The organism is Curtobacterium salicis, assembly GCF_011759505.1.
Taxonomy (GTDB): domain Bacteria; phylum Actinomycetota; class Actinomycetes; order Actinomycetales; family Microbacteriaceae; genus Curtobacterium; species Curtobacterium salicis.
This window is the reverse complement of record NZ_JAAOYO010000004.1, coordinates 507696-529630: the sequence shown is the minus strand read 5'-3', so window position 1 is coordinate 529630 and position 21935 is coordinate 507696. Positions and strand designations below refer to the sequence as shown.

22 protein-coding genes are annotated in these 21935 nt (G+C 70.8%); 8 read left to right on the top strand and 14 right to left on the bottom strand.

Going from position 1 to position 21935, the window contains the following annotated elements; translation table 11 throughout:
- Positions 1-18: 18 nt before the first annotated feature.
- The 6 genes from ilvC to otsA form a co-directional block, all read right to left on the bottom strand.
- A complete protein-coding gene (gene ilvC / locus E9228_RS14900) occupies positions 19-1044 on the bottom strand; it encodes a ketol-acid reductoisomerase (protein WP_166781305.1) in 1026 nt (341 codons plus the stop codon).
- Positions 1045-1087: 43 nt separating this feature from the next.
- Entirely contained in the window at positions 1088-1588 is a 501-nt protein-coding gene (ilvN, locus tag E9228_RS14895) for an acetolactate synthase small subunit (protein ID WP_110904691.1), read from the bottom strand.
- Entirely contained in the window at positions 1585-3405 is a 1821-nt protein-coding gene (locus E9228_RS14890; protein WP_166781304.1) for an acetolactate synthase large subunit, read from the bottom strand. The genes ilvN and E9228_RS14890 overlap by 4 nt, the downstream gene beginning before the upstream one ends.
- A gap of 46 nt (positions 3406-3451) precedes the next feature.
- A complete protein-coding gene (gene ilvD, locus E9228_RS14885) occupies positions 3452-5146 on the bottom strand; it encodes a dihydroxy-acid dehydratase (protein ID WP_166781303.1) in 1695 nt (564 codons plus the stop codon).
- 193 nt (positions 5147-5339) lie between these two features.
- Positions 5340-6119, bottom strand: a complete 780-nt coding sequence (gene otsB / locus E9228_RS14880) for a trehalose-phosphatase (RefSeq protein ID WP_166781302.1) — start codon at positions 6117-6119, stop codon at positions 5340-5342.
- The gene (otsA, locus tag E9228_RS14875; protein ID WP_166781301.1) at positions 6112-7704 is read right to left on the bottom strand and encodes an alpha,alpha-trehalose-phosphate synthase (UDP-forming); all 1593 of its coding nucleotides are present in this window, start codon (positions 7702-7704) and stop codon (positions 6112-6114) included. The genes otsB and otsA overlap by 8 nt, the downstream gene beginning before the upstream one ends.
- A 160-nt stretch (positions 7705-7864) precedes the next feature.
- Here otsA and E9228_RS14870 point away from each other — a divergent pair, with 160 nt between their 5' ends.
- Entirely contained in the window at positions 7865-8836 is a 972-nt protein-coding gene (locus E9228_RS14870; protein WP_166781300.1) for a magnesium transporter CorA family protein, read from the top strand.
- Positions 8837-8872: 36 nt separating this feature from the next.
- Here E9228_RS14870 and E9228_RS14865 read toward each other — a convergent pair whose 3' ends face one another.
- Positions 8873-10024, bottom strand: a complete 1152-nt coding sequence (locus E9228_RS14865; protein WP_166781299.1) for an SLC13 family permease — start codon at positions 10022-10024, stop codon at positions 8873-8875.
- 99 nt (positions 10025-10123) lie between these two features.
- Between E9228_RS14865 and E9228_RS14860 the strand changes: the two genes are divergently transcribed.
- Positions 10124-10315 (top strand): hypothetical protein, encoded by a 192-nt coding sequence (locus E9228_RS14860; protein WP_166781298.1) that lies wholly within the window; start codon positions 10124-10126, stop codon positions 10313-10315.
- Between the two features lie 111 nt (positions 10316-10426).
- Here the strand turns inward: E9228_RS14860 and E9228_RS14855 are convergent, their stop codons facing one another.
- Positions 10427-11614, bottom strand: coding sequence for a mechanosensitive ion channel family protein (locus tag E9228_RS14855; protein WP_166781297.1), 1188 nt, complete (start codon positions 11612-11614; stop codon positions 10427-10429).
- A gap of 56 nt (positions 11615-11670) precedes the next feature.
- Between E9228_RS14855 and E9228_RS14850 the strand changes: the two genes are divergently transcribed.
- Positions 11671-13212: an amino acid permease gene (locus E9228_RS14850; RefSeq protein ID WP_166781296.1), complete on the top strand. Its 1542-nt coding sequence runs from the start codon at positions 11671-11673 to the stop codon at positions 13210-13212.
- A 76-nt stretch (positions 13213-13288) separates the two neighbouring features.
- Positions 13289-13594, top strand: coding sequence for a hypothetical protein (locus E9228_RS14845; protein WP_166781295.1), 306 nt, complete (start codon positions 13289-13291; stop codon positions 13592-13594).
- 100 nt (positions 13595-13694) lie between these two features.
- Here E9228_RS14845 and E9228_RS14840 read toward each other — a convergent pair whose 3' ends face one another.
- The 4 genes from E9228_RS14840 to E9228_RS14825 all read right to left on the bottom strand — a co-directional run bounded on the left by E9228_RS14840 (position 13695) and on the right by E9228_RS14825 (position 15862).
- Complete coding sequence (locus E9228_RS14840; protein ID WP_166781294.1) at positions 13695-13907, bottom strand: SCO4848 family membrane protein; 213 nt, start codon at positions 13905-13907, stop codon at positions 13695-13697.
- Between the two features lie 130 nt (positions 13908-14037).
- Positions 14038-14964, bottom strand: a complete 927-nt coding sequence (locus E9228_RS14835; protein ID WP_166781293.1) for a hypothetical protein — start codon at positions 14962-14964, stop codon at positions 14038-14040.
- The gene (locus tag E9228_RS17210) at positions 14961-15425 is read right to left on the bottom strand and encodes an ImmA/IrrE family metallo-endopeptidase (RefSeq protein ID WP_166781292.1); all 465 of its coding nucleotides are present in this window, start codon (positions 15423-15425) and stop codon (positions 14961-14963) included. Before E9228_RS17210 ends, E9228_RS14835 begins: the two co-directional genes overlap by 4 nt.
- Entirely contained in the window at positions 15422-15862 is a 441-nt protein-coding gene (locus E9228_RS14825) for a hypothetical protein (RefSeq protein WP_166781291.1), read from the bottom strand. The genes E9228_RS17210 and E9228_RS14825 overlap by 4 nt, the downstream gene beginning before the upstream one ends.
- Positions 15863-15920: 58 nt before the next feature.
- Between E9228_RS14825 and E9228_RS14820 the strand changes: the two genes are divergently transcribed.
- Positions 15921-16580 (top strand): YigZ family protein, encoded by a 660-nt coding sequence (locus tag E9228_RS14820; RefSeq protein WP_166781290.1) that lies wholly within the window; start codon positions 15921-15923, stop codon positions 16578-16580.
- A 119-nt stretch (positions 16581-16699) separates the two neighbouring features.
- Positions 16700-20173, top strand: coding sequence for an SdrD B-like domain-containing protein (locus E9228_RS14815; protein WP_166781289.1), 3474 nt, complete (start codon positions 16700-16702; stop codon positions 20171-20173).
- A 492-nt stretch (positions 20174-20665) separates the two neighbouring features.
- Here the strand turns inward: E9228_RS14815 and E9228_RS14810 are convergent, their stop codons facing one another.
- Positions 20666-20923, bottom strand: a complete 258-nt coding sequence (locus tag E9228_RS14810) for a DUF3263 domain-containing protein (RefSeq protein WP_166781288.1) — start codon at positions 20921-20923, stop codon at positions 20666-20668.
- An 81-nt stretch (positions 20924-21004) separates the two neighbouring features.
- The gene (locus E9228_RS14805) at positions 21005-21337 is read right to left on the bottom strand and encodes a hypothetical protein (RefSeq protein WP_166781287.1); all 333 of its coding nucleotides are present in this window, start codon (positions 21335-21337) and stop codon (positions 21005-21007) included.
- Here E9228_RS14805 and E9228_RS14800 point away from each other — a divergent pair.
- A complete protein-coding gene (locus E9228_RS14800) occupies positions 21330-21566 on the top strand; it encodes a hypothetical protein (RefSeq protein WP_166781286.1) in 237 nt (78 codons plus the stop codon). The two genes, E9228_RS14805 and E9228_RS14800, sit on opposite strands and share 8 nt — an antisense overlap.
- Positions 21567-21650: 84 nt before the next feature.
- Positions 21651-21926, top strand: a complete 276-nt coding sequence (locus E9228_RS14795; protein ID WP_166781285.1) for a hypothetical protein — start codon at positions 21651-21653, stop codon at positions 21924-21926.
- Positions 21927-21935: the final 9 nt, after the last annotated feature.

Here is a 21935-nt window from a genome sequence, read left to right as displayed (position 1 = left end):
GAGCTTGTCTCAGGCAGACTACCGCGCGGCCGAACCGTCGACGTAGTCGGAGTCGGCCTGCTTCCACGCGAAGAGCTTGCGGAGCTCGCGACCGGTCGCCTCGACCGGGTGCCCCTCGCCCTTCTCGCGCAGGGCCGTGAACTCCGGGGCGCCGGCGTCCTGGTCGTCGATGAAGCGCTTCGCGAAGGCACCGTTCTGGATGTCCGCGAGCACCGCCTTCATGTTCTCCTTGACCTCGGGCGAGATCACGCGGGGCCCGGAGACGTAGTCACCGAACTCGGCGGTGTCGGAGATCGACCAGCGCTGCTTCGTGAGGCCGCCCTCCCAGATCAGGTCGACGATGAGCTTGAGCTCGTGCAGGACCTCGAAGTACGCGATCTGCGGCTGGTAACCCGCCTCGACCAGGGTCTCGAAGCCGTACTGGATGAGCTGCGACGTGCCACCGCAGAGGACGGCCTGCTCGCCGAACAGGTCGGTCTCGGTCTCCTCGGTGAAGGTCGTCTTGATGCCGCCGGAGCGCAGACCGCCGATGGCCTTCGCGTAGGACCAGGCGAGGTCCCAGGCGCTGCCGGACGAGTCGACCTCGACGGCCACGATCACGGGGACGCCGCGACCGGCCTCGTACTCACGGCGGACCGTGTGGCCCGGGCCCTTCGGGGCGACGAGCGAGACGTCGACGCCGGCGGGCGCCTCGATGTAGCCGTACCGGATGTTGAAGCCGTGGCCGAAGACCAGGGTCGCACCCGGCTTGAGGTTCGGGGCGATGTCGTCCTTGTAGACGATGCGCTGGACCTGGTCCGGCGCGAGGATGACGACGACGTCGGCCCAGGCGGTGGCGTCGGCGGGCGTGTGGACCTCGAAGCCGGCCTCTTCGGCCTTCTGGCGGCTCTTCGAGCCCTCCTTGAGGCCGATCTTGACCTCGACGCCGGAGTCGCGGAGGTTGAGGGCGTGGGCGTGGCCCTGCGAGCCGTACCCGATGACGGCGACCTTCTTGCCCTGGATGAGGCTCAGGTCGGCGTCGGCGTCGTACACGATGTCAGTCACGGTGCGTGGTCTCCTTGGTTGGGGTGTCTGGGGCGACCGGTGCTCAGCGCACCCGGTCGGTGATGCTCTTCGGTCCGCGGCCCATGCCCAGGAGTCCGGCGCGCGCCAGCTCCTTGATGCCGTAGGGCTCGAGGACGCGCAGGATCGCCTGGATCTTGCCGGGGTCACCGGTCACCTCGACGACGAGCGAGTCGGTGGCGACGTCGACGACCTGCGCCCGGAAGAGCGTGACGGCGTCGAGCACCGCGGACCGGGTCTGGTTGTCGACCCGCACCTTGACGAGCATGTGTTCGCGCTGCACCGACTGGGGGAAGTCGAGTTCCACGATCTTGATGACGTTGACGAGCTTGTTGAGCTGCTTCGTCACCTGCTCGAGCGGGAGGTCCTCGACGTCCACCACGACGGTGATGCGGCTCAGGCCGTCCACCTCGGTGTTGCCGACGGCGAGGGACTCGATGTTGAAGCCGCGACGGGCGAAGAGCCCGGCGACACGGGTCAGCAGACCCGGCTTGTCCTCGACCAGGAGGGACAGGACGTGGCTCATGCGGGCTCCCCCGTCATGTCGGCGTCCTCGTCGTCCCACGTCGGGGCGAGGTCGCGGGCGTACTGGATGGACGAGTTGCCGATCCCCTGCGGGACCATCGGCCAGACCATCGAGTCGCGGCTCACCACGAAGTCGATGACCACCGGGCGGTCGTTGGTGTCGAGCGCGAGCTGGATGGCCGCGTCGACCTCCTCCGGCTTCTCGACCCGGATCCCGAGCGCACCGTAGGCGTCGGCGAGCTTCACGAAGTCCGGGACCCGACGGGTGCCGTGGCCGGTCTGCAGGTCGGTGAACGAGTGGCGACCGTCGTAGAACAGGGTCTGCCACTGCCGCACCATGCCGAGCGACGAGTTGTTGATGATCGCGACCTTGATCGGGATGTCGTTGATGACGCAGGTCGCGAGTTCCTGGTTCGTCATCTGGAAGCAGCCGTCGCCGTCGATCGCCCACACGACGCGGTCGGGCTGGGCGACCTTCGCACCCATCGCGGCCGGGACCGAGTAGCCCATCGTGCCGGCGCCGCCGGAGTTGAGCCAGGCGTTCGGGCGCTCGTACTGGATGAACTGCGCCGACCACATCTGGTGCTGGCCGACGCCCGAGGCGAAGACGCCCTCGGGTCCGGTCATCTCGCCGATGCGCTTGATGATCGCCTGCGGGGCGAGGAGCCCGTCGGTCGGCTCGGTGTAGCCGAGCGGGAAGTCCTCGAGCAGCTGGTTGAGGTGCGTCCACCAGTCGGCGGTGGAGGCACGCTGCTCGACCGGCACGTCGGCCCACGCCGCGACCAGGTCGACCAGGACCTCTTTCGCGTCGCCGACGATCGGGACGTCGGCGTAGCGGATCTTCGAGATCTCGGCGGGGTCGATGTCGACGTGCACGACCTTGGCGTCCGGGGCGAAGTCGTCGACCTTCCCGGTCACGCGGTCGTCGAAGCGCGCGCCGAGGGCGATGATGAGGTCGCTCTCCTGCAGGCCGAGCACCGCCGGCACCGTGCCGTGCATCCCCGGCATGCCGAGGTGCTGCGCGTGCGAGTCCGGGAAGGCACCGCGGGCCATCAGCGTCGTGACGACCGGGGCGCCGGTCGCCTCGGCGAACGCCAGCAGCTCGGCGGAGGCACCGGAACGGATCACCCCGCCGCCGACGTAGAGCACCGGACGGGACGACTCGGCGAGGAGCTGGGCGGCCGCGGTGATCTGCTTGCCGTGCGCCTTCGTCACCGGGCGGTACCCCGGCAGGTCGAGCTTCGGCGGCCAGATGTACGGCGCGGACTTCTGCTGCGCGTCCTTCGTGATGTCCACCAGCACGGGGCCGGGTCGACCGGTCGTCGCGATGAGGTGCGCCGCCGCGAGGGTCGCCGGGACGTCCTCGGGCTTCGTGACCAGGAAGGAGTGCTTCGTGATCGGCATCGTGATGCCGACGATGTCGGCTTCCTGGAAGGCGTCGGTGCCCATCAGCGTCGAGAACACCTGGCCGGTGATCGCGATGAACGGCACCGAGTCCATGTAGGCGTCGGCGATGGCGGTGACGAGGTTCGTCGCACCCGGGCCGGACGTGGCGATCGCGACGCCGACCTTGCCGGACGAGGACGCGTAGCCCTCGGCCGCGTGGCCGGCACCCTGTTCGTGCCGGACCAGGATGTGGCGGATCGTCGTCGACGCCATGAGCTCGTCGTAGAACGGGATGATCGCGCCGCCGGGCAGGCCGAAGACGTCGGTGATCCCGAGGTGCTCGAGCGTGCGGAGGACGGCGCCCGAGCCGGTCAGGACCTCGGGCGATCGACGTGCTCCGGCAGCGGAGCGCGGTGTGGCTTCCGTGGGCATGAGGGGGTCCTTGCCTGGAGGGATGGCGATGGTGCGGGTGTCGACGTCAGCCCGTGACCGCGCCGACGGCGGCGGACTGGACGAGCTTGGCGTACTTCGCGAGGACTCCGCGGGTGTAGCGCGGGGGCAGCGGGGCCCAGCCGTCACGGCGGGCTTCCAACTCGGCGGGCTCGACCAGTAGGTCGAGCGAGCGAGCGGGGATGTCGACACGGATGCGGTCGCCATCGCGCACGAATGCCACTGGACCTCCGTCCACGGCTTCCGGTGCGATGTGGCCGATGCAGAGGCCGGTTGTGCCGCCTGAGAATCGACCGTCGGTCAACAGTAGTACATCCTTGCCGAGGCCCGCGCCCTTGATGGCCGCCGTGATGGCGAGCATCTCGCGCATGCCGGGGCCGCCCTTCGGGCCCTCGTAGCGGATGACGACGACGTCGCCCTTCTGGATGCGCCCCTCGGTGAGGGCGTCCATGGCGGCGCGCTCGCGGTCGAACACCCGGGCCGGGCCCTCGAAGACGTCGGCGTCGAACCCGGCGGTCTTCACGACGGCGCCCTCGGGTGCGAACGAGCCCTGCAGGACCGTCAGGCCACCGGTGGCGTGGATCGGGTTGTCGAGCGTGCGGAAGACCTGGCCGTCGAGCTCCGGCGGGTCGATCTCGGCCAGGTTCTCGGCGACGGTCTTGCCGGTCACGGTCATGCACTCACCGTGCAGCAGACCGGCGTCGAGCAGCGCCTTCATGACGACCGGGATGCCGCCCTGCTGGTCGATGTCCTTCATCACGAATCGTCCGAAGGGCTTCATGTCGGCCAGGTGCGGGACGTTGGAGCCGATGCGGTTGAAGTCGTCGAGGGTCAGTTCGACCTCGGCCTCGTGCGCGATCGCGAGCAGGTGCAGCACGGCGTTCGTCGATCCACCGAGGGCCATGAGGACCGTGATGGCGTTCTCGAACGCCTCGCGCGTCAGGACGTCGCGGGCGGTCAGACCGAGGCGGAGCATGTTCACCACGGCTTCGCCGGACCGGTGCGCGTAGTAGTCGCGGCGGCGGTCGGCGCTCGGCGGCGCGGCGGACCCGGGGAGCGACATGCCGAGCGCCTCGGCCAGGCTCGCCATCGTGTTGGCGGTGTACATGCCACCGCAGGCGCCTTCGCCCGGGACGATCGCGCACTCGATCTTCTTGAGCTCTGCTTCGCTCATGGTGCCGGCCTTGCACGCGCCGACGCCCTCGAAGGAGTCGATGATCGTGACTTCCTTCATGCTGCCGTCGGCCTGCTTGACGTAGCCCGGCATGACCGAGCCCGCGTAGAGGAAGACGCTCGCCAGGTCCAGGCGCGCGGCCGCCATCAGCATGCCGGGGAGGGACTTGTCGCAGCCCGCGAGCAGGACGGTGCCGTCCAGGCGCTCGGCGTTGACGACGGTCTCGACGCTGTCCGCGATGACCTCACGCGAGACGAGCGAGAAGTGCATGCCCTCGTGCCCCATCGAGATGCCGTCGGAGACGGAGATGGTGCCGAACTGCAGCGGGTACCCGCCACCGCCGTGGACGCCTTCCTTGGCGCCCTGGGCGAGTCGGTCGAGGGAGAGGTTGCAGGGGGTGATCTCGTTCCACGACGAGGCGATGCCGATCTGCGGCTTCTCCCAGTCCTCGTCGCCCATCCCGACGGCCCGCAGCATGCCACGCGAAGTGGTTGCTTCGATCCCGTCGGTGACGACCCGGCTGCGCGGCTTCACGTCGATGTCAGGCATGTCGAGAGTCTAGGACCGTTTGGGATACCAATGGCGCAACACCATGCGTCTGCATCGTGTTGCGCCTGATGGTCCTCCAAGACACCGGTGTTCGCCGGACACGCCGCGTGATCACGCGGCGCATCCGACGAACACCGGTGTCTTGCGGGTCAGGCCGAGCGGAGGGACCACGGACGGGAGGCCCGTGGCCGGGTCAGCGGGTCGCCCGCGCCCGGGCCAGGTGCTTGAGGACGTCCGTCAGAGCCGCGGGGTCGGCCACGCGGTGGGTCGCGAGGGTCTCGCCCTCCCCCACCTTCACGCCGACGTCACCGTCGTGGAGCACCCGGAAGGCGTCCTCGTCCGTGACGTCGTCGCCCGCGAAGAAGACGGCGTCGGCACCGCGGAGGGCTCGGAGACGCTCGATCGCGTCCCCCTTCGTGACATGCCGGACCGCGAACTCGAGGATGTCCTTGCCGCCGCGCTCGAGCACGTCGGGATCGGCCTCGTGTGCGGCACGGCTGGCCTCGGCGTTCGTGGCCGCGGCCTCCTCGGCGCTGACCCGACGGGTGTGCACGCCGTGACCGGCGGGCTTGTGCTCGATCACGACGCCGGGGTGCCGGGCACCGACCTCGTCGAGCGCCGCACCGATCCGCGCCACCCGCTCGGTCTCGGCCGCGGAGAGGGCGTCCTCGTCGTGTCCGTCGACTCGCCACTCGACCCCGTGCGAACCGATCAGCGCCATGCCGTCGGGCGCGTGCGACACGGCCGCCAGACTGCCGAGCGGCCGTCCGGAGACGAGCACGACCTCGGTGTCGCGAGCCCGCTGCAGGGTGAGGACCGCTGCCCAGCTGCCGGGCAGTGCCCCGACCTGGCCCGGGTCGTCGGCGAAGGGCGCGAGCGTGCCGTCGAAGTCGAGCGCCACGAGCAGTCGCGGCGCAGCCGCGAGCGTCTCGAGGGCCTGGTCGAGACCGCTGTCCGGGACCTGCTCAGGCATCACGGTCCTCCCGGGTGTCCTCGGCGGCGCGCGCCTTCTGTGCGTCCTGGTCGAAGATCGACGTGCCGTCGGTCTGCGCCTCGCGGTGCGGCTCGCCCTGCTCGACCGACTCCGGGTCGATCTGGGCGCCCTTCGGGGCGTGCCGGTCGAGCGCTTCGAGGAACGACCGCGACCACCGGGCGACGTCGTTGTCCTTCACGCGCTTGCGGAGCGCACGCATCCGGGTCGAGCGCTCGCGGCGCGGCATCTCGATCGCGCGCTGGATCGAGTCCTTCAGCGCCCCGATGTCGTGCGGGTTGACGATGACGGCCTGCTTCAACTCGTCGGCGGCACCGGCGAACTCGGACAGGATCAGGACGCCGTCGTTGTCGTGGCGGGACGCGACGTACTCCTTCGCGACGAGGTTCATGCCGTCGCGGAGGGCCGTCACGAGCATGATGTCGGCGGCCAGGTAGAGCGCCACCATCTCCTCGCGCGGGTAGCCGTGGTGCAGGTAGGAGATCGGCTGGTGTCCGATGACCCCGAGGTCACCGTTGATCCGGCCGACGCTCAGTTCGATCTCGTCGCGCAGCATCCGGTAGGTGTCGACCCGCTCGCGACTCGGGCTGGCGACCTGGATGAGTGCCGCGTCCTCGACGGCGAGGCGGCCGTCCTCGACCAGTTCACCGAACGCCTTGATGCGGTGCCGGATGCCCTTCGTGTAGTCGAGCCGGTCGACGCCGAGCAGGACCGTCTTCGGGTTGCCGAGCCCGTCGCGGATCTCCTTCGCGCGCTGCTGCACCTCGGGTCGGCGGGCGATCTCCTCGAAGCTCTCGGCGTCGATCGAGATCGGGAAGTGCCGCGCCTCGACGTGGCGGACCGTGATGCCCTTCCGGCTCCGGGGCGCCTTCGGGTCGTCGACCGGCACGTCCACGGTGGAGCCCTTGGTCGTGTAGCCCTTGATGTGCCGGACCGCGCGGAGGAAGTCGCTGGCGTCGTCCTGCCGCTGGAACCCGATCACGTCGGCGCCGAGCAGGCCGTCGAGGATCTGCGCGCGCCACGGCAGCTGCGCGTAGATGCCGACCGGCGGGAACGGGATGTGGTTGAAGAACCCGATGGTCAGGTCCGGGCGGAGTGCGCGGAGCAGTGCCGGCACGAGCTGCAGCTGGTAGTCCTGCACCCAGACGATGCCGTCCTGCTCGGTGATCTCCGCGATCTGCTCCGCGAAGCGCTGGTTCACGCGCTTGTACGCGTTCCACCAGTCGCGGTGGTAGCTCGGGTGCTCGATCACGTCGTGGTACAGCGGCCAGAGGGTGTCGTTGCTGAAGCCCTCGTAGTACTCCTGCACGTCGTCGGCGCTGAGCGGCACCGGCACGATGTGGATGCCCTCGTTGTCGAACGGCTCGACGGTGACGTCCGGCTGCCCGACCCACCCGACCCACGCGCCGTCGTTGGCACGCATCACCGGCTCGAGTGCGGTGACGAGGCCGCCCGGCGAGTGCCGCCACCCCTCGGTGCCGTCGTCCTCGACGACGCGGTCCACGGGGAGGCGGTTGGAGGCGACGACGAAGGCGTAGCGCGTGCTGTCGGTGCGGTCTGCGGGCATGGGTGGCGGGTGCTCCGTTCCTGCCCGGCGGCCTGCCGGGGCGTCGGCACCGAAACTACCAGCGCACGGGTGGCCGGGCTGAGGGGACGCTCACCCGCGTCGGGCCGGGAGGCTCGGGGCCGGGTCCGGCGCGCAGCGCACCCTCACTAGGCTCAGGCACATGGTGAGCACGCGCTGCTGGCAGGACGGTTCGTCGGCGGAGCGGGACTTCCCCGTGGAGCAGGTCTCGGATCTCGTCGCCCGCGACGGCGCCTTCGTCTGGGTCGACTTCACCGACCCACGGGCGTCGGACCTCGAGCAGGTCCAGGCGGAGCTCGGCATCCACGCCCTCGCGGTCGAGGACGCCGTGGAGAGCGGGCAACGGCCCAAGCTCGACCGCTACCGGGACAGCCTGTTCCTCGTGGTCTACGACGCGCACGGTCCGGGGAAGGACGGCGAGATCGTCACCCACGAGGTCAAGGCCTTCGTCACGGAGCACGCCCTCGTCACGATCCACGGCGCCGACTTCGACACCGCGGCGGTCCAGCGCCGGTGGGACGCCAACAGCGACCTGGCCGACCACGGCGTGCCCTGGCTGCTCTGGGGTCTGCTCGACGCGGTCGTGGACCACGCCACGAGCGTCCTCGAGACGATCGAGCGGGACATCGACGCCCTGGAGGACGACCTGTTCGAGACCGGTGACCCCCGGGAACAGCAGATCCAACGCCGCTCGTTCCGCCTGCGCAAGGCACTCGGGGTGCTCCGCCGGCTGGTCGTGCCGACCCGCGACAGCGTCGGGTCGCTGCTGCACGGCGACGCCGAGACGATCATCGACGGCGTCCGCCCCTACTTCCGGGACGTCGAGGACCACCTGGTGTCGATCGCCGACTCGGTCGACCAGCAGCGCGACGCGGTCTCGAGCGTGCTGGACACGAACCTCAACCTGGCCTCGAACCGGCAGAACACCGTGATGAAGAAGGTGACGAGCTGGGCGGCGATCATCGCGATCCCGACCGGCATCACGAGCTTCTTCGGGCAGAACGTGAAGTTCCCCGGCGAGGGGGCCTGGAGCGGGCTGTGGGCGTCGATCGCGCTCACCGTGGCGTCGTCGCTGCTGCTCTACCGGTCCTTCAAGCACCGCGACTGGCTCTGACCCCCGACCGACCGACGGTCGAGCGGCCCACTGCGCTCAGATGGCGAGCGCGAACACACCCGCGACGACCGTCAGCGGCGCCACGATGCAGCCGAGCGCGATGTAGCGGCCCCACGACAGGTGGATGCCCTCGGCGGTGAGCCGCGCGTGCCAGAGCAGCGTCGCGAGCGAGGCCCACGGCGTGATGAGACAGCCCGCGTTGACGCCGACGAGCAGCGCCGCGTACCGCAGGGCCTCGTGCCCCGCCGCCGGCTCGAGCACCAGGTAGGCGGGCAGGTTGTCGATCGCGTTCGCCGCGACCGCGCCCGCACCGCCGAGGAGCAGCAGCGAACCGCTGCCCGTGCCGCCGGCGAGCGCGTGCACGACCGGGTCGGTGATGCCCGTGGCGTGCAGGGTCTCGACGACGACGAAGAGCCCGGCGGCGAAGACGAGCGTCGACCACGGCACCCGCGAGGGCTTGAGTTCGGACGGCGCGCGGAAGGCGGCGACGACCACGAGCAGGACGGCGGCGGCCACCGCGGCCACCCAGACCTCGACGCCGGCGGTCAGCGCGACGACGAGGGCGACGAGCACCGCGGAGGCCGCCCAGAAGAACACCGGGTCGGCGGCCTTCCGCAGCCCCACCGGCGTGTAGCGGCCGAACAACGAGCGCCGGAACACGACGAGCAGCACCGCGCACGGCACGACGACCCCGGCGAGCGCCGCCCAGACCATCAGTCCGGCGAACGGCAGCGGGCCGTCGAGCCCGATCTTGTCGACGGCGAGCAGGTTCGTCAGGTTCGACACCGGCAGCAGCAGCGACGCGGTGTTCGCCAGCCACACGGTGGTGAGCGCGAACGGCATCGGCGGCAGCCCCACCCGTCGGGCGAGCGTGATGACGATCGGCGTGAGCAGCACCGCGGTGGTGTCGATCGACAGGAAGACCGTGCAGAGGACGGCGAGGACGACGACGGCGCCCCACAGGCCGATGGTGCGACCACCGCCGACCCGTGCGGCGACGTCGGCCAGACGGTCGAAGACCCCGGCGTCGGCCGCGAGTTCGGAGACGATCGTCAGGCCGAGGACGAACCCGAGGACCGGCAGGACGCGGGCGGCGAGGGCGCCGAGTTCCGGCAACGGCAGCAGGCCGAGGGCGACGCACACCGCCCCGACGGCGAGCAGGACGGCTCCGATGACTGCTTGGCGCACGATGTGACTCCTCAGATCTCAGCCGGAAGTCCCTGTGCGCCCGGCGGCGCTCCAATGTAGCGCCCGGTAACGTGGCCAGGACGACGACAGGAGGAACCCGTGCGGAAGTTCATGTTCAGTGGTGCGGTGTGGGGCTCGCTCATCAGCGGCTACAGCGTGCTGCAGACGTCCAGGCGCGGTCCGCGCGACTGGCGGCTCGCCCTCACCTGGGTCGCGTGGCTCTCGACGACGATCGTCGCGGTCGGCACGGTCGTCGAGGACGACCGCGCCGTGAAGTCGAAGCAGCGCTAGTCCCGCGGGGTCGCGGCGCGACCACGAGACGGAACGGGAGGCCCGGTACCAGCTGGTACCGGGCCTCCCGTCCGTCTGTGCACGGCGCACGCCGACCGGGGCGGGTCGCGCCTACCGGGGCCGGGGCTCGGGCGGCACCTCGTCGGCGTGGATGCCGGAGGTCTGGATCGGTCCGGTGAAGAGGGCAGAGCGTTCGTCGCCCTCACCGAAGAGCTGCGAGTCGCCCTCGCTCCGCGGCCCGCGTCGTGTCGGCGGGGTCCGGGTCGGCTCCGTGAGCTGCACCCGCTGCAACGGGAGCGCGGCGGGGTGGTGGCGCTGCATCCACTCGACCATCTCCTCGCGGACGTAGCAGCGCAGGTCGAAGAGCCCGCCGGCGTCCGGAGCGGTCACGAGGATGCGGACCCGGACGAACCCGCCCACCGCGTCCGTGACCTGCAGGACCTTCGTCCGGCCGTCCCAGATCGTGCTCGTGGCGAGGATGCGGTCGAGTTCCTCGCGCATGTCGGACGGACTGACCCGCCAGTCGAGGTCGAACTCGACGGCACCGAGGAGCTCACTGCTCGTCCGTGTCCAGTTCTCGAACGGCGTGCTCGTGAAGTACGTCGACGGCAGGACGAACCGGCGGTCGTCCCAGAGGTGGACGACCACGTAGGTGAGGGTGATCTCCTCGATCCGGCCCCACTGCCCCTCGACCACGACCACGTCGTCGACGCGGATCGAGCCGGAGAAGGCGAGCTGCATGCCGGCGAAGACGTTGCCGAGCATCGACTGCGCGGCGAGACCGGCGATCACCGACAGCAGACCGGCGCTCGCGAGGACGCTGGCACCCGCGGCCTCCACCCCCGGGAAGGTGAGCAGGATGGCGCCGACGGCGATGATGACGAGGACGGCGACGGTGAGCCGCCGGATGATGAGCACCTGCGTGCGGACCCGGCGTGCGACGCGGTTGTCGGGGACGTCGACGCGGTAGCGGTGCAGACCGAGGCTCTCGAGGAAGATCGCGAGCTCGCACGCCAGCCAGCAGCCGACACCGATCATCGCGATGAGGAACACGTGCGACACCTCGTCGCGCCACGGGAAGCGGTCGAGGTCGTTCGGGACGCTGGTCGTGAAGGCCGTCCAGAGCAGGGCGAGGAGCAGGGTGCTGCGGGTCGGGTGTTTGGTCCGTCGGGAGAGCGCGAGCGCCCAGCGTTCACGCCGGCCGAGGGCGCGGAACACCAGGTGCAGGACCAGGGCTGCCACTGCGGTGACCAGCAGCGCGAACCCGATCGCGACGAGGAGTCGGAGGAGGATGTCCATCCCCCCATGGTGGCGCAGCGTGCCTCCGACCTGCGTGCAGCGGTAGCGTTCTCGCCATGACAGCGAAGAACGACACGGGCGTTGACCGCGCTCCGGCGAACGACTTCTCGCACGAGCAGGAGGGCTACCAGCACGGGCTGAAGCCCCGCCAGCTGCAGATGATCGCCATCGGTGGCGCCATCGGCACGGGGCTCTTCCTCGGTGCCGGCGGGCGGTTGCACACCGCCGGACCGGCACTCGCGATCACCTACCTGATCGCCGGGATCTTCGCCTTCTTCATCCTCCGGGCGCTCGGTGAGCTCGTGCTGCACCGGCCGTCCTCGGGCTCGTTCATCTCGTACGCGCGGGAGTTCTACGGCGAGAAGTTCGCCTACGCCGCCGGCTGGATGTACTTCCTCAACTGGGCGATGACGTCGATCGTGGACACCACGGCCGTCGCGGTCTACCTGAAGTACTGGTCGGCGTTCACCGCGGCCCCGCAGTGGCTCCTCGCCCTCATCGCGCTGGTCGTCGTCCTGGCGGCGAACATGGTCGCGGTGAAGGTCTTCGGTGAACTCGAGTTCTGGTTCGCCCTCATCAAGGTCGCAGCCCTGGTCGCGTTCCTCGTGGTCGCGATCATCTGGTTGGTCTTCGCGTTCCCGGTGGAGGCCGGTGGCGAAGCCGTCCGCACCGGGTTCTCGATCTGGGGCGACAACGGCGGGATCCTGCCGAACGGCGTCCTGCCCGCCGTCCTGGTCATCCAGGGCGTCGTGTTCGCCTACGCCGCGATCGAACTCGTGGGCACCGCGTCCGGCGAGACCCAGGACACCGAGAAGGTCATCCCCCGCGCCATCAACTCCGTCGTCTTCCGGATCGCGGTGTTCTACGTCGGCTCGATCGTGCTGCTCTCGATCCTGCTGCCGTACACGGCGTACAAGGAGGGTGAGAGCCCGTTCGTGACGTTCTTCTCGTCGATAGGGAACCCGCAGGTCGGGGTGGTCGTCGGCTCGATCATGAACTTCGTCGTGCTCACCGCCGCACTGTCCTCGCTGAACGCCGGGCTGTACTCGACCGGGCGCGCGCTGCACTCGATGGGCATGAACGGCTCCGCGCCGAAGTGGACGACGAAGATGTCGAAGGGCGGGGTGCCCTACGCCGGCATCCTCCTGACCGCGGCCTTCACCGTCGCCGGTGTCGTGCTCAACTACTTCGTCCCCGGACAGGCGTTCGAGATCGCCCTGAACATCGCGAGCCTCGGCATCATCACCGCGTGGGGCACGATCATCCTCTGCCAGATGAAGCTGCGGCAGTGGGCCAAGCAGGGGTTGGCGAAGGAACCGACGTTCCGACTGCCGGGCGCCCCGGTGACGAGCTGGCTGACGCTCGCGTTCCTCGCCTCGGTCGTCGTCCTCATGGCGATCGACTACCCGGTGGGCACCTACACGATCGCCTCGCTCGTGATCGTCATCCCGCTGCTCGTCGTCGGCTGGTTCCTGCAGCGTGACCGCATCCTGCGCATCGCCTCGCTGCGCCAGGGCGTCACCGGGCCGTACCCGGTGAACGGTCGCGACCCCGCCGCCCAGGTCCGCCGCCGCGACGGCGGTGACGGCACCGCCTGAGCTCCGCACCACAGCAGGAAGCGCACGACCGGCACGACGGTCGACCGAGTCCGGCACCCGCGGGTACGATCAGCGGGTGCCGGACTCTCCTGTTCTCCCGACGCTCGACCTGCAGCACACCTGGCGTGGTGCGCTCTGCCGGGTCCGCGTCTTCCGCGACCGTGTGACGGCCGAGACCAGCTACGAGCGCGAGACGCTGCTGCCCGTCCCGATGGAGGCCGTCAGCGGCTGGCGCATCGAGGAGTGCGACTTCGACGCGGTGTGCGTCGAGTTCGTCACGATGACGGAGATCTGGCGCGTGCTGCTCTCCCCCGCGGACGAGTCCCTCGCGGACATGGCGCTGCGTTCGGCGCTCGGTGCGCCGATGCCGGCAGCGTCGTAGCGCCCCTGGCGTGCGCCACTGACGGGAGGCGCGGGGCGGGGCCGCCACGGACCTCCCGGCTGGCGCTGCTGCGCCTGCGGGCGTGCGCGGGGTGCTGCCGTCAGACGAGCAGGAGCACCCCGGCGACGACCGAGGCGACGGCGATGGCCAGCCCGATGGCCATCAGCACGAAGTGGACACGCCAGAACGTGGTCGGTCGGCCGGCGGCGTCGCGGGCCCGGGTGTCCTTCGCGACGCGCTGGAAGAAGCGCGGCCAGGCGATCACGTTGAAGACGGCACCGACGAACAGGACCACTGCGGCGAAGACGAGCACCCGACGATCCTACGCCGCGGCCTCGGCCGCCCCCCACGACCGGCCGAGACCCGCGACCACATCGGTGTAGCACGTGCTACAGAGCGTACACGAGGGACACTCGAGACAGGGCGGAGGCAACACCCCCGTTTCAGGTGGCGGCCAGCACCGCTTCGGCCTCGGCGAGGGCCGCCCGGTCCTCGGCGTCGAGGGGCGTCCGGTGGCGCCGCGCGCCGTCGTTCACCTCGACGATGAGCCGACTGAGCCGTGTGGCCGGGTCGTCGGAGTCCGGGTACTCGTTGTCGGTGCCGAGCCGCGCGTGCAGGGGCTCCAGCCGGCGGAGCGCGCCCGCGAGGGCGGCACTGCGCCGCCCGTGCCACACCCGGTGACCGACGACGAGCAGGAGCATGCCGGAGGCGACGAGCAGGACCGCCCCCGGGGTGGTGACGTCGTAGGGCAGCGCGAGCGCGTGCGTGACGTCGAGCCGGCCCGCGACGTGCGCGACGTCCATCACCGCGACGACCACCATCCGGACCACCCCGAACACCCCGCCGGCCACGAGGACCCACAGCCCGACGCGGTCGGGTCCGGTCCGCGCCTCACGGACGCGCAGCACGCAGATGACCCCGGTCGCGCCGAGCGCCAGCCCGAGGTACGTGGTCTGCGCGATCGAGTAGACGGCCGCCGTGGGCTGCGCACCGATGGCAAGCATGAACGTGGTCGTCGTCGGCACCGGGTCGAGCGTGACGAAGGCGAGGACGACGAGCACCACGACGACCGAGCAGGACGCCACGACGACGCTGCGCATCCACCCCCGGGCGGCCCCCACCGCCTTCGCCACGCCCCAGAGCAGGGTGCTCGTCCCCAGGACCATGAGCACGTCGCACACGAGCGTCAGCACGTTCCGCCCGCCGAGCAGCGGGTCGACGGCACGGTACAGCGGACCGACACCCGCGACGATGGTCGCGGAGAACAGCACGAACGTCATCGTGAGCGTGCGGTCCTGTCCACGCTGCAGGACGGCCAACACCAGCGAACCGACGACGAGCAGGGTCGCCTGGACGACCGCGAGGATCACCCGAAGACCCCGCGGAACGCGCTGGGACGCTCGCGGTGTGCGCGGAGGAGCTGCGCGAGGCGGTCCGCGAAGTGCTCCGCCTGTCGCTCGTACTCGTTCTCGAACAGGCCCCGGGCGAGCGCCCGTTCCACCCGGTACTGCGGCAGGTCCGGGATGAGGGCCCGGATGGCCGCGGCCTGCGGAGCGGACTCCTGGTGTCCGTGCAGGACGTGTCCGAGTTCGTGGCCGATCACGAACGCCCGGAAGGTCGGCGAGGGGGTCGGCGAGATCATCACGAGGTGCTGGTGCTCGAGCGTCGCGACGAAGCCGCACACCGGCTCGTCGGCGAGGAACGCCTCTTCACGGATGCGGATGGGCTTGCCGACGAGCTGCTCGGCAGCGGCGACGGCGTCCTCGATGCCGGTCCAGCCGGCCTGGGCCCCGATCTGCCAGAAACGCTCGAGGACGGCGGGGTCGATCACGCGGCGCCGCCGCGACGGGACTCCTGCTCGATGACCTCGGCGATGCGCCGGAGTGCCTCCGGGGACAGCTCGCCGGGGAAGGTCCGTGCCGCGAACCCGCTGACCCGCGCGGACCTGATCGACCGGACCAGGGCGAGCTGGGCGCCGATGCGCTCGGGGAGTCCGCCGTCCTCGAGCAGGAAGGTGTCGTCGACGTCGAAGAAGTCGGCGAGCAGCCGGAGCAGCTCGGTGTCGCTGTTGCGCCGGCCGTCGCCCGAGACCATGTAGGTCCACTTCGCCCGCGACAGCGACCCGCCGTGCTCGCCGACGTACTGCTCGATCTCGGCGAAGGGGACGGGCGCACCGCGCTGGGACTCCTCGAAGTCGAGCAGCAGGTTGAGTCGACGTGCGAGTTCGCCCGTGTCGAGCACCCCGCCCTTCGGCACCGATCGCATCATCGTCGCCCCCTCCGATCCCCGTCCGCGGTCAGCCTACTGCGCGGCTACCCTCGGAAGGGTGTCGCGCCGGTACCCCTCCACGATCGCCGAGCCGGTCGAGCACGAGTTCGTCGTCTCGCGCTCCCGGTTCGTCACGACGGCGCACCCGGTGCCCGATCCGTCGGCGGCCGAGACCGTCATCGCGGCGGTCCGTCGGCGGTCCTGGGACGCGCGGCACCACTGCACCGCGATGGTGACGGGCGTCCTCGGGGACCAGGCCCGGACCTCCGACGACGGTGAGCCCTCCGGCACCGCCGGCGTACCGATGCTCGAGGTGCTGCGTCGCCGCGAGCTGACGGACGTCGTCGTGGTCGTCAGCCGGTGGTTCGGTGGCGTGAAGCTCGGTGCCGGCGGACTCGTCCGCGCGTACTCGACGTCGGTGTCCGAGACGCTCGACCGGGCTGTCGTGGTGCGTCGTGCCGCGCGGACCCAGGTGCGCGTGGACGTCCCACACGCGGACGCCGGACGGGTGGACAACGCCCTGCGCGCCTGGGTGCAGCACCACGACGCCACCTCGGGCGAGACGGTCTACGGAGGATCGGCGACCTTCGAGGTGTGGGTGCCGGCCGACCTGGTCCCGTCGTTGGAGGCGGAGCTGGCATCGGTGTCGGCCGGCGCGCTCCTCCCGGTCGTCGGGGTGGAGCGGGTCGTCGACCTGGCCCCGGACCCCGGCCGCTGAGCCGGCTTCGTCCTCGTACTCTGCATACACATTCCTCGTACTGCACTCCGCTGCCGATCTAGCATCGCCCCGGCCATCCCGCCGTGATGCCCGCACCGATCGAACAGAGGGAGTCCCCCATGCACCCACGCGCCACCCCGCGTGCTGCGCTCGCGCTCGCCGTCGTCCTCGCCGTGACGACCCCGAGCGCGGCCGCAGCAGCCACGTCGACCGACCCGCCCGCCGTCGACGTGACACGTGCCACCGTCGGGCTGGCCCTGGAGGTCGCGAAGGACGGCAACGGTCCCTTCACCCCGGCCGCCGGCCCCGGCGCCGACACCGACGCCGGGAACGGCATCGTGCGCACCCGCGACGCCGTCACCTACCGCGTCACGATGAACTCCACCGGTGGTGCGAGCACGAACGGGCGCTTCACCCTCTCGGCGCCGGCGGGGACCTCGTGGGCCGGCGTCCCCGCCCCGTGCCGAGGGGCTGGGTCCGGGATCGCCGGAGCAGAGCTGACCTGCAACGTCGGCACCATCGCCGAGGGACAGGCGGTCGCCGTCCCGGCAGTGCTCGACGTCTCGGGCGACCTCCGGAACGGCGACACGCTCAGGGTCGTCGGTACCGGAACCGCCGACGGCACCGACGTCGAAGCCGTCACGGCGACCTCGCCCACGACGACGGTCTCGGCCGCGGCGCGCTACAACCTCAGCAAGAACGTCACCGCCTCACGCCTCGACACCGACGTCTTCGGTCCGGACGGCGAGACGCGCGGCATCCAGCTCGTCTACCCGATGACCGTCGACTGGGACCCCGTCGTGCCGGGCCAGGGGCTGCTCGGCTTCGAGCGGAGCGCCGGGCCGATGACCTTCACCGACGACCTCTCGGGGATCCTCGGCGACCTGCCCTCCGAGGCGGTGCTCTGGAACGGTGGGCACCCCGCCTGCGGCGTCAACGAACGCACCGACTGGCGCTTCGGCAGCCTGCCCGGGGGCCGCGGTGGCACGGCGGACAGCGTCACGGACTCCGGCACGATCATCTGCGAGCAGGACGCGGCCGGCGAGCCCGTCTCGGTGACGATCACCGGCACGGTCACCGATCCGACCCACCTGCCCACGACCGGACTGACCGGGACGCTGACCCAGCCGAACCGCGCCTACTTCGTCTCCGGCTACCTGTCCGTGTGGATGCCCACGCCGCCGCCCGGCACGAGCGTCGACTCGGTGAACACCTACACGCCGCTGCAGACCACCTCGATCAGCGGAGCACCCAACTTCCCCGGCTCGACCGAACCGACCGGCGACAACCGAGCGGCACGCAACATCGTCGAGTTCGCGGCCGGTGGCGGGTTCAAACACCTCTACCGCGTCGACGGCGAGGGATCCAGCGTCTCCCCCGGTTCCGCCCGGCAGGGAGATCCGTGGGTGACGCCCGGCACCGTCCTGCGCAGCGACGTCGGGGCCCGGAACGACGGCATCCGTCCGTTCCAGGACGTCGTGCTCTGCGACACCTTCGACCGTGCCACCCAGCGGCTGGCACGTCTCGGCACCGGCCGGGTGGCGTCGTGGACGTCGGGACTCACCGGCGGCACGGTCCAGTACGCCGCGTACGACATGACCAGCCCCGAGGAAGGCCAACGACAGGCGACGTGCGAGGACCGCGACGGCCCCTGGTACGACCAGCCCGAGGACGTCCCCGGCGGCGTCGACGCGGTCGGCGCGATCCGGGCCACCGGCGGCCTCGCCGGCGGCAAGACCGGCGCGCTGTACTCGTACGTCCGGATCGAGGACGTCGCTGACGGCACACGGGCGCTCGACTTCGGTCACCTGCGGTTCGGCTCCGACAAGCCGTGGGTCCACGACGTCTCGTCCGACCCCGACCTCGGCGCGGGCGGTCTCTCCGACAGCGTCCTCGTCACCGAGGACCTCGCTCGCGTCACGAAGAAGATCGTCGACGCCGGGCACGACGCCACGGACACCCCGGACGCGACCCGGTTCGCCGTCGCCGGCAACACGATCGACTACGCCCTCTACCCGTCGCTGACGAACGGCAACACCACGGGCCGGCCGTCCGCCGTCACGGTGCAGGACGTCCTGCCGCTGCACGTCAGCTACGTCACCGGCAGCGCATCGGTCGCGCCGGAGACGGACACGGTCACCGACGACGACGGGCAGCGGCGACAGCGGCTCACCTGGACCTTCCCCGAGGCCGAGCCGAACACCGAACTGCCCCCGATCACGTACAGTGCCGAGGTGTCCGCAACGGCGCCCGCGGCGCCGGTCACCAACGCGGTCGTCATCGCCTCGCCGAGCGACCGCTCCGAGGAGCGGTACCGTCGCGCCGAGCGCGCCGTGCAGATCGTGACCACCGGGGGCGTGCGCGTCGAGCAGACCGCCGTCGAGCCCGTCGTCGTCACGGGCGACGAACTCGAATGGCAGCTCGACTCCACGAACACCGATGCCGTCGCGATCGACGACACCGACCTGATCGCCGTCCTGCCGTTCCTCGGGCCCGGCCAGACCTCGTCCTTCCACGGGACGGCAGCCCTCGCCGAGCCGGTCCCCGCCGATGCCGCAGGCGATGAGACCGTCAGCTACACCACCAGGGAACCGGAGGAGATCGTCCTGGACGGAGCCCACCGCTCGAACCAGCAAGGCGGCTCGACGACGTGGTGTGCCGAGGCGGACTTCGGCTCCGACGGGTGCCCCGACTCGCTCACCGACGTCACCGCCTTCCGTCTGCAACGCGGCGCACCTGTCGCCGTCGGAGCGACCGTCACCCACCGGATCGCCCTGCGGACCGACGGCCAACACGACGGCGACCGGTACACGAACCGCTTCGGGCTGCGTGCCTCGAACCTGGCGCTGGCCGTGTTGTCGAACCCGTCGACCATCCGCGTCGTCGCCGGCGCCGTCGGCGACCACGTGTGGACCGACCAGGACGGCGACGGCATCCAGGACGCTGGTGAACCCGGCCTCGAGGGCGTCGACGTCCGGCTCACCGGCACGGACGACCACGGTGACGGCGTCGATCGCACCACCTCGACCGACGTCGACGGCGACTACCGCTTCGGAGCGCTCCGGCCCGGGACGTACACGGTCACGTTCCGAGCTCCGGACGGGCGGGCGTTCACCCACCAGCTCGCCGGTCCGGACCGTGCGGTGGACTCCGACGCCGCCGCGGACGGCACGACCGCCGAAACGGTCGTCGCCCGCAAGACGACCGACGGCGCGCTGGAGGGCGTCGACCGGATCGACACCATCGACGCCGGGGTCCTCCCCGAGAGCGACGTCGTCGACCCACCCGGCGCAGTCGACCCGGGGTTCACCGTGGCCCCGGACGGGCCCGGCGGCACCGGAGAGCCCGGCGGCACGGATCAGCCCGGCACGGATCAGCCCGGCTCCGAGCAGTCCGGACCCGCCACCGCTTCGCCCGATCCGACCGCGGACGCCACGAAGCGTCCGACCGGCGCGACGGACGCCGCGGCGGGCACCGGCGGCGTGCTCGCGTTCACCGGGAGCGAGGGGCTCGTGCTGATGAGCGGCGCGGCGCTGCTCCTCGTCCTGGTCGGTGGCGCCCTCGTCGGAGTCCGGCGGGTCCGGCGGCGCTGACCTCGGGGACCGGGCGGGGCGCCCCGACCTGGGCGCCCCGCCCGGTCCCCGACTGGTACCCGCCCGGCGGTGGCGCTGGTCGGTGAACGGTGCCGGTGCCGGTGCCGGTGCCGGTACTCGCGCTGGTGCTGGTCCTCGCGCTGGTGCTGGTGCTGGTGCCGGTGCCGGTGCCGGTGCCGGTGCCGTGCTCGTCCGACACGATCCACCCGCGTCGGCAGCCCGGGCGTGGCGGCGAACCGCGGCCGGTACCCGATCGGCTCCCCCTCGGCACCCCGTCGGGCCCGGGTCCATCGCCCCGGGAACGCAGAAGACCCCGACCGGTTCGGTCGGGGTCTTCGTGTTGTGCACCCCCTCGGACTTGAACCGAGAACCCACTGTTGTGGGCGTGCGTTCCCACCGTCTCCCTCGTACTCCTACTAATCCCCGATCACACCCGCTGTGGGGAGCGACTGGGGCGTCCTGCGCTCCCATCCATTCCCATGCGTTTCCGCTTCATTCCGTTGGGTAGACGTTGGGTCGGAAGGACCGCCGCGCACGAGCAGCGACGCCGGCGGCCGTCGACCGCTGCACGCGGTGGGCGACGACCGCGTACTCCTCGAGCACGTCTGGGCGGGACACCAGCCGGCCGAGCATCTGCCGGTATCGCACCCACGACATGTCGAGCTCCGTGCGGATCGCCGATTCCTTCGTCCGGTCGTTCCGCGGGTGCTGCTCCTCGAACGCCAGGATGGCCCTCTCGCTGTCGATCATGGGCGTCATCGTCTCTCCGCCCACCGACACACGAAAACGCCCGCCAGGGGTCTCCTGGCGGGCGTCGGCGTGCGGCTGGAGTCAGCTGGTGAAGGTGGCCGGCTTCGAGACGAAGTCGGTCGGGTCGAGGGTGACCGTGACGCCGTCGGCGGACCCCGCGAATCCGAACCCGATGTCGAAGGTCGCGGACGCACCAGGAGCGACGTTGCCCGTCGAGTAGTCGTTGACGTGCTGCTCAGAGTCGATGACCGGGTCCCCTGCCTGACCGGCCGCGGTCGCGGTGTACTGGAAGATCGCGGGCGAAACGGCCTTGTCCGAGCCGTTCGTCACGGTGACCGTCATCTTGACGTTGTTCGCCGCAGCACCGGCTGCGTAGGTCGACGGGGTGAAGGCGGCAGGTGCGCCGATGGACACTGCCAGGCCGCTCTTGAACGTGAAGGTCTGGCCGAACTTCGGGGTCGCCGCAGCCTCCTTCGTTGCCTTCGGAGTGGCGGCTGCTGAGGAGGGCTTGCTGTCGCTGACGGTGCCGTTCGAGCTGCTCGCGGGCGACGTTGAGCATCCGGCGAGGAGGCCAATCGCGAGGACGGCAGGGACAGCGAGGAATGCTGCGGAGCGCATGAGGGTGCCTTTCGGGAAGCTGTGAACCGGCCTGAGCCTAGCCACAGCGGACAGATTTGAGTAGCCCTCGACTGGGGGCGCTGTCGGCGGCTCGGGGCACGATGCCCGCATGCCACAGTACCAGTGGTCCCCACCAGAGCACCCGGACCCGCCAGAGGACCAGCCGATCGGCATCGAGGGCGTCGAGTGGTCCGAGTGGGTCAGCCACTCACCCGTCTACGTCGAGGTCGAGTTCACCCGGACCGGCTGGCAGCGGATCCCCGGCTTCGTCGACGCCGCGACCGATGACCGGGTGCTCGTGCAGTTCGTCCACATGGGGTTCGCGCACCGTGTCTGGCTCGAGCGGGGACGCGTCACGCCGCGGACGCTGAAGCCTCGGCGGTGAGTGGAGCAA

What these genes read in the sequence shown, in the direction of transcription:
- E9228_RS14815 (WP_166781289.1), top strand. Translation starts at nt 16,700, where the DNA reads ATGCACCCACGCGCCACCCCGCGTGCTGCGCTCGCGCTCGCCGTCGTC.
- E9228_RS14795 (WP_166781285.1), top strand. Translation starts at nt 21,651, where the DNA reads ATGCCACAGTACCAGTGGTCCCCACCAGAGCACCCGGACCCGCCAGAG.
- otsA (WP_166781301.1), bottom strand. Translation starts at nt 7,704, where the DNA reads ATGCCCGCAGACCGCACCGACAGCACGCGCTACGCCTTCGTCGTCGCC.
- E9228_RS14810 (WP_166781288.1), bottom strand. Translation starts at nt 20,923, where the DNA reads ATGATCGACAGCGAGAGGGCCATCCTGGCGTTCGAGGAGCAGCACCCG.
- E9228_RS14850 (WP_166781296.1), top strand. Translation starts at nt 11,671, where the DNA reads ATGACAGCGAAGAACGACACGGGCGTTGACCGCGCTCCGGCGAACGAC.
- otsB (WP_166781302.1), bottom strand. Translation starts at nt 6,119, where the DNA reads ATGCCTGAGCAGGTCCCGGACAGCGGTCTCGACCAGGCCCTCGAGACG.
- ilvN (WP_110904691.1), bottom strand. Translation starts at nt 1,588, where the DNA reads ATGAGCCACGTCCTGTCCCTCCTGGTCGAGGACAAGCCGGGTCTGCTG.
- E9228_RS14855 (WP_166781297.1), bottom strand. Translation starts at nt 11,614, where the DNA reads ATGGACATCCTCCTCCGACTCCTCGTCGCGATCGGGTTCGCGCTGCTG.
- E9228_RS14825 (WP_166781291.1), bottom strand. Translation starts at nt 15,862, where the DNA reads ATGATGCGATCGGTGCCGAAGGGCGGGGTGCTCGACACGGGCGAACTC.
- E9228_RS14890 (WP_166781304.1), bottom strand. Translation starts at nt 3,405, where the DNA reads ATGCCCACGGAAGCCACACCGCGCTCCGCTGCCGGAGCACGTCGATCG.
- E9228_RS14870 (WP_166781300.1), top strand. Translation starts at nt 7,865, where the DNA reads ATGGTGAGCACGCGCTGCTGGCAGGACGGTTCGTCGGCGGAGCGGGAC.
- E9228_RS14800 (WP_166781286.1), top strand. Translation starts at nt 21,330, where the DNA reads ATGGACACTGCCAGGCCGCTCTTGAACGTGAAGGTCTGGCCGAACTTC.
- ilvD (WP_166781303.1), bottom strand. Translation starts at nt 5,146, where the DNA reads ATGCCTGACATCGACGTGAAGCCGCGCAGCCGGGTCGTCACCGACGGG.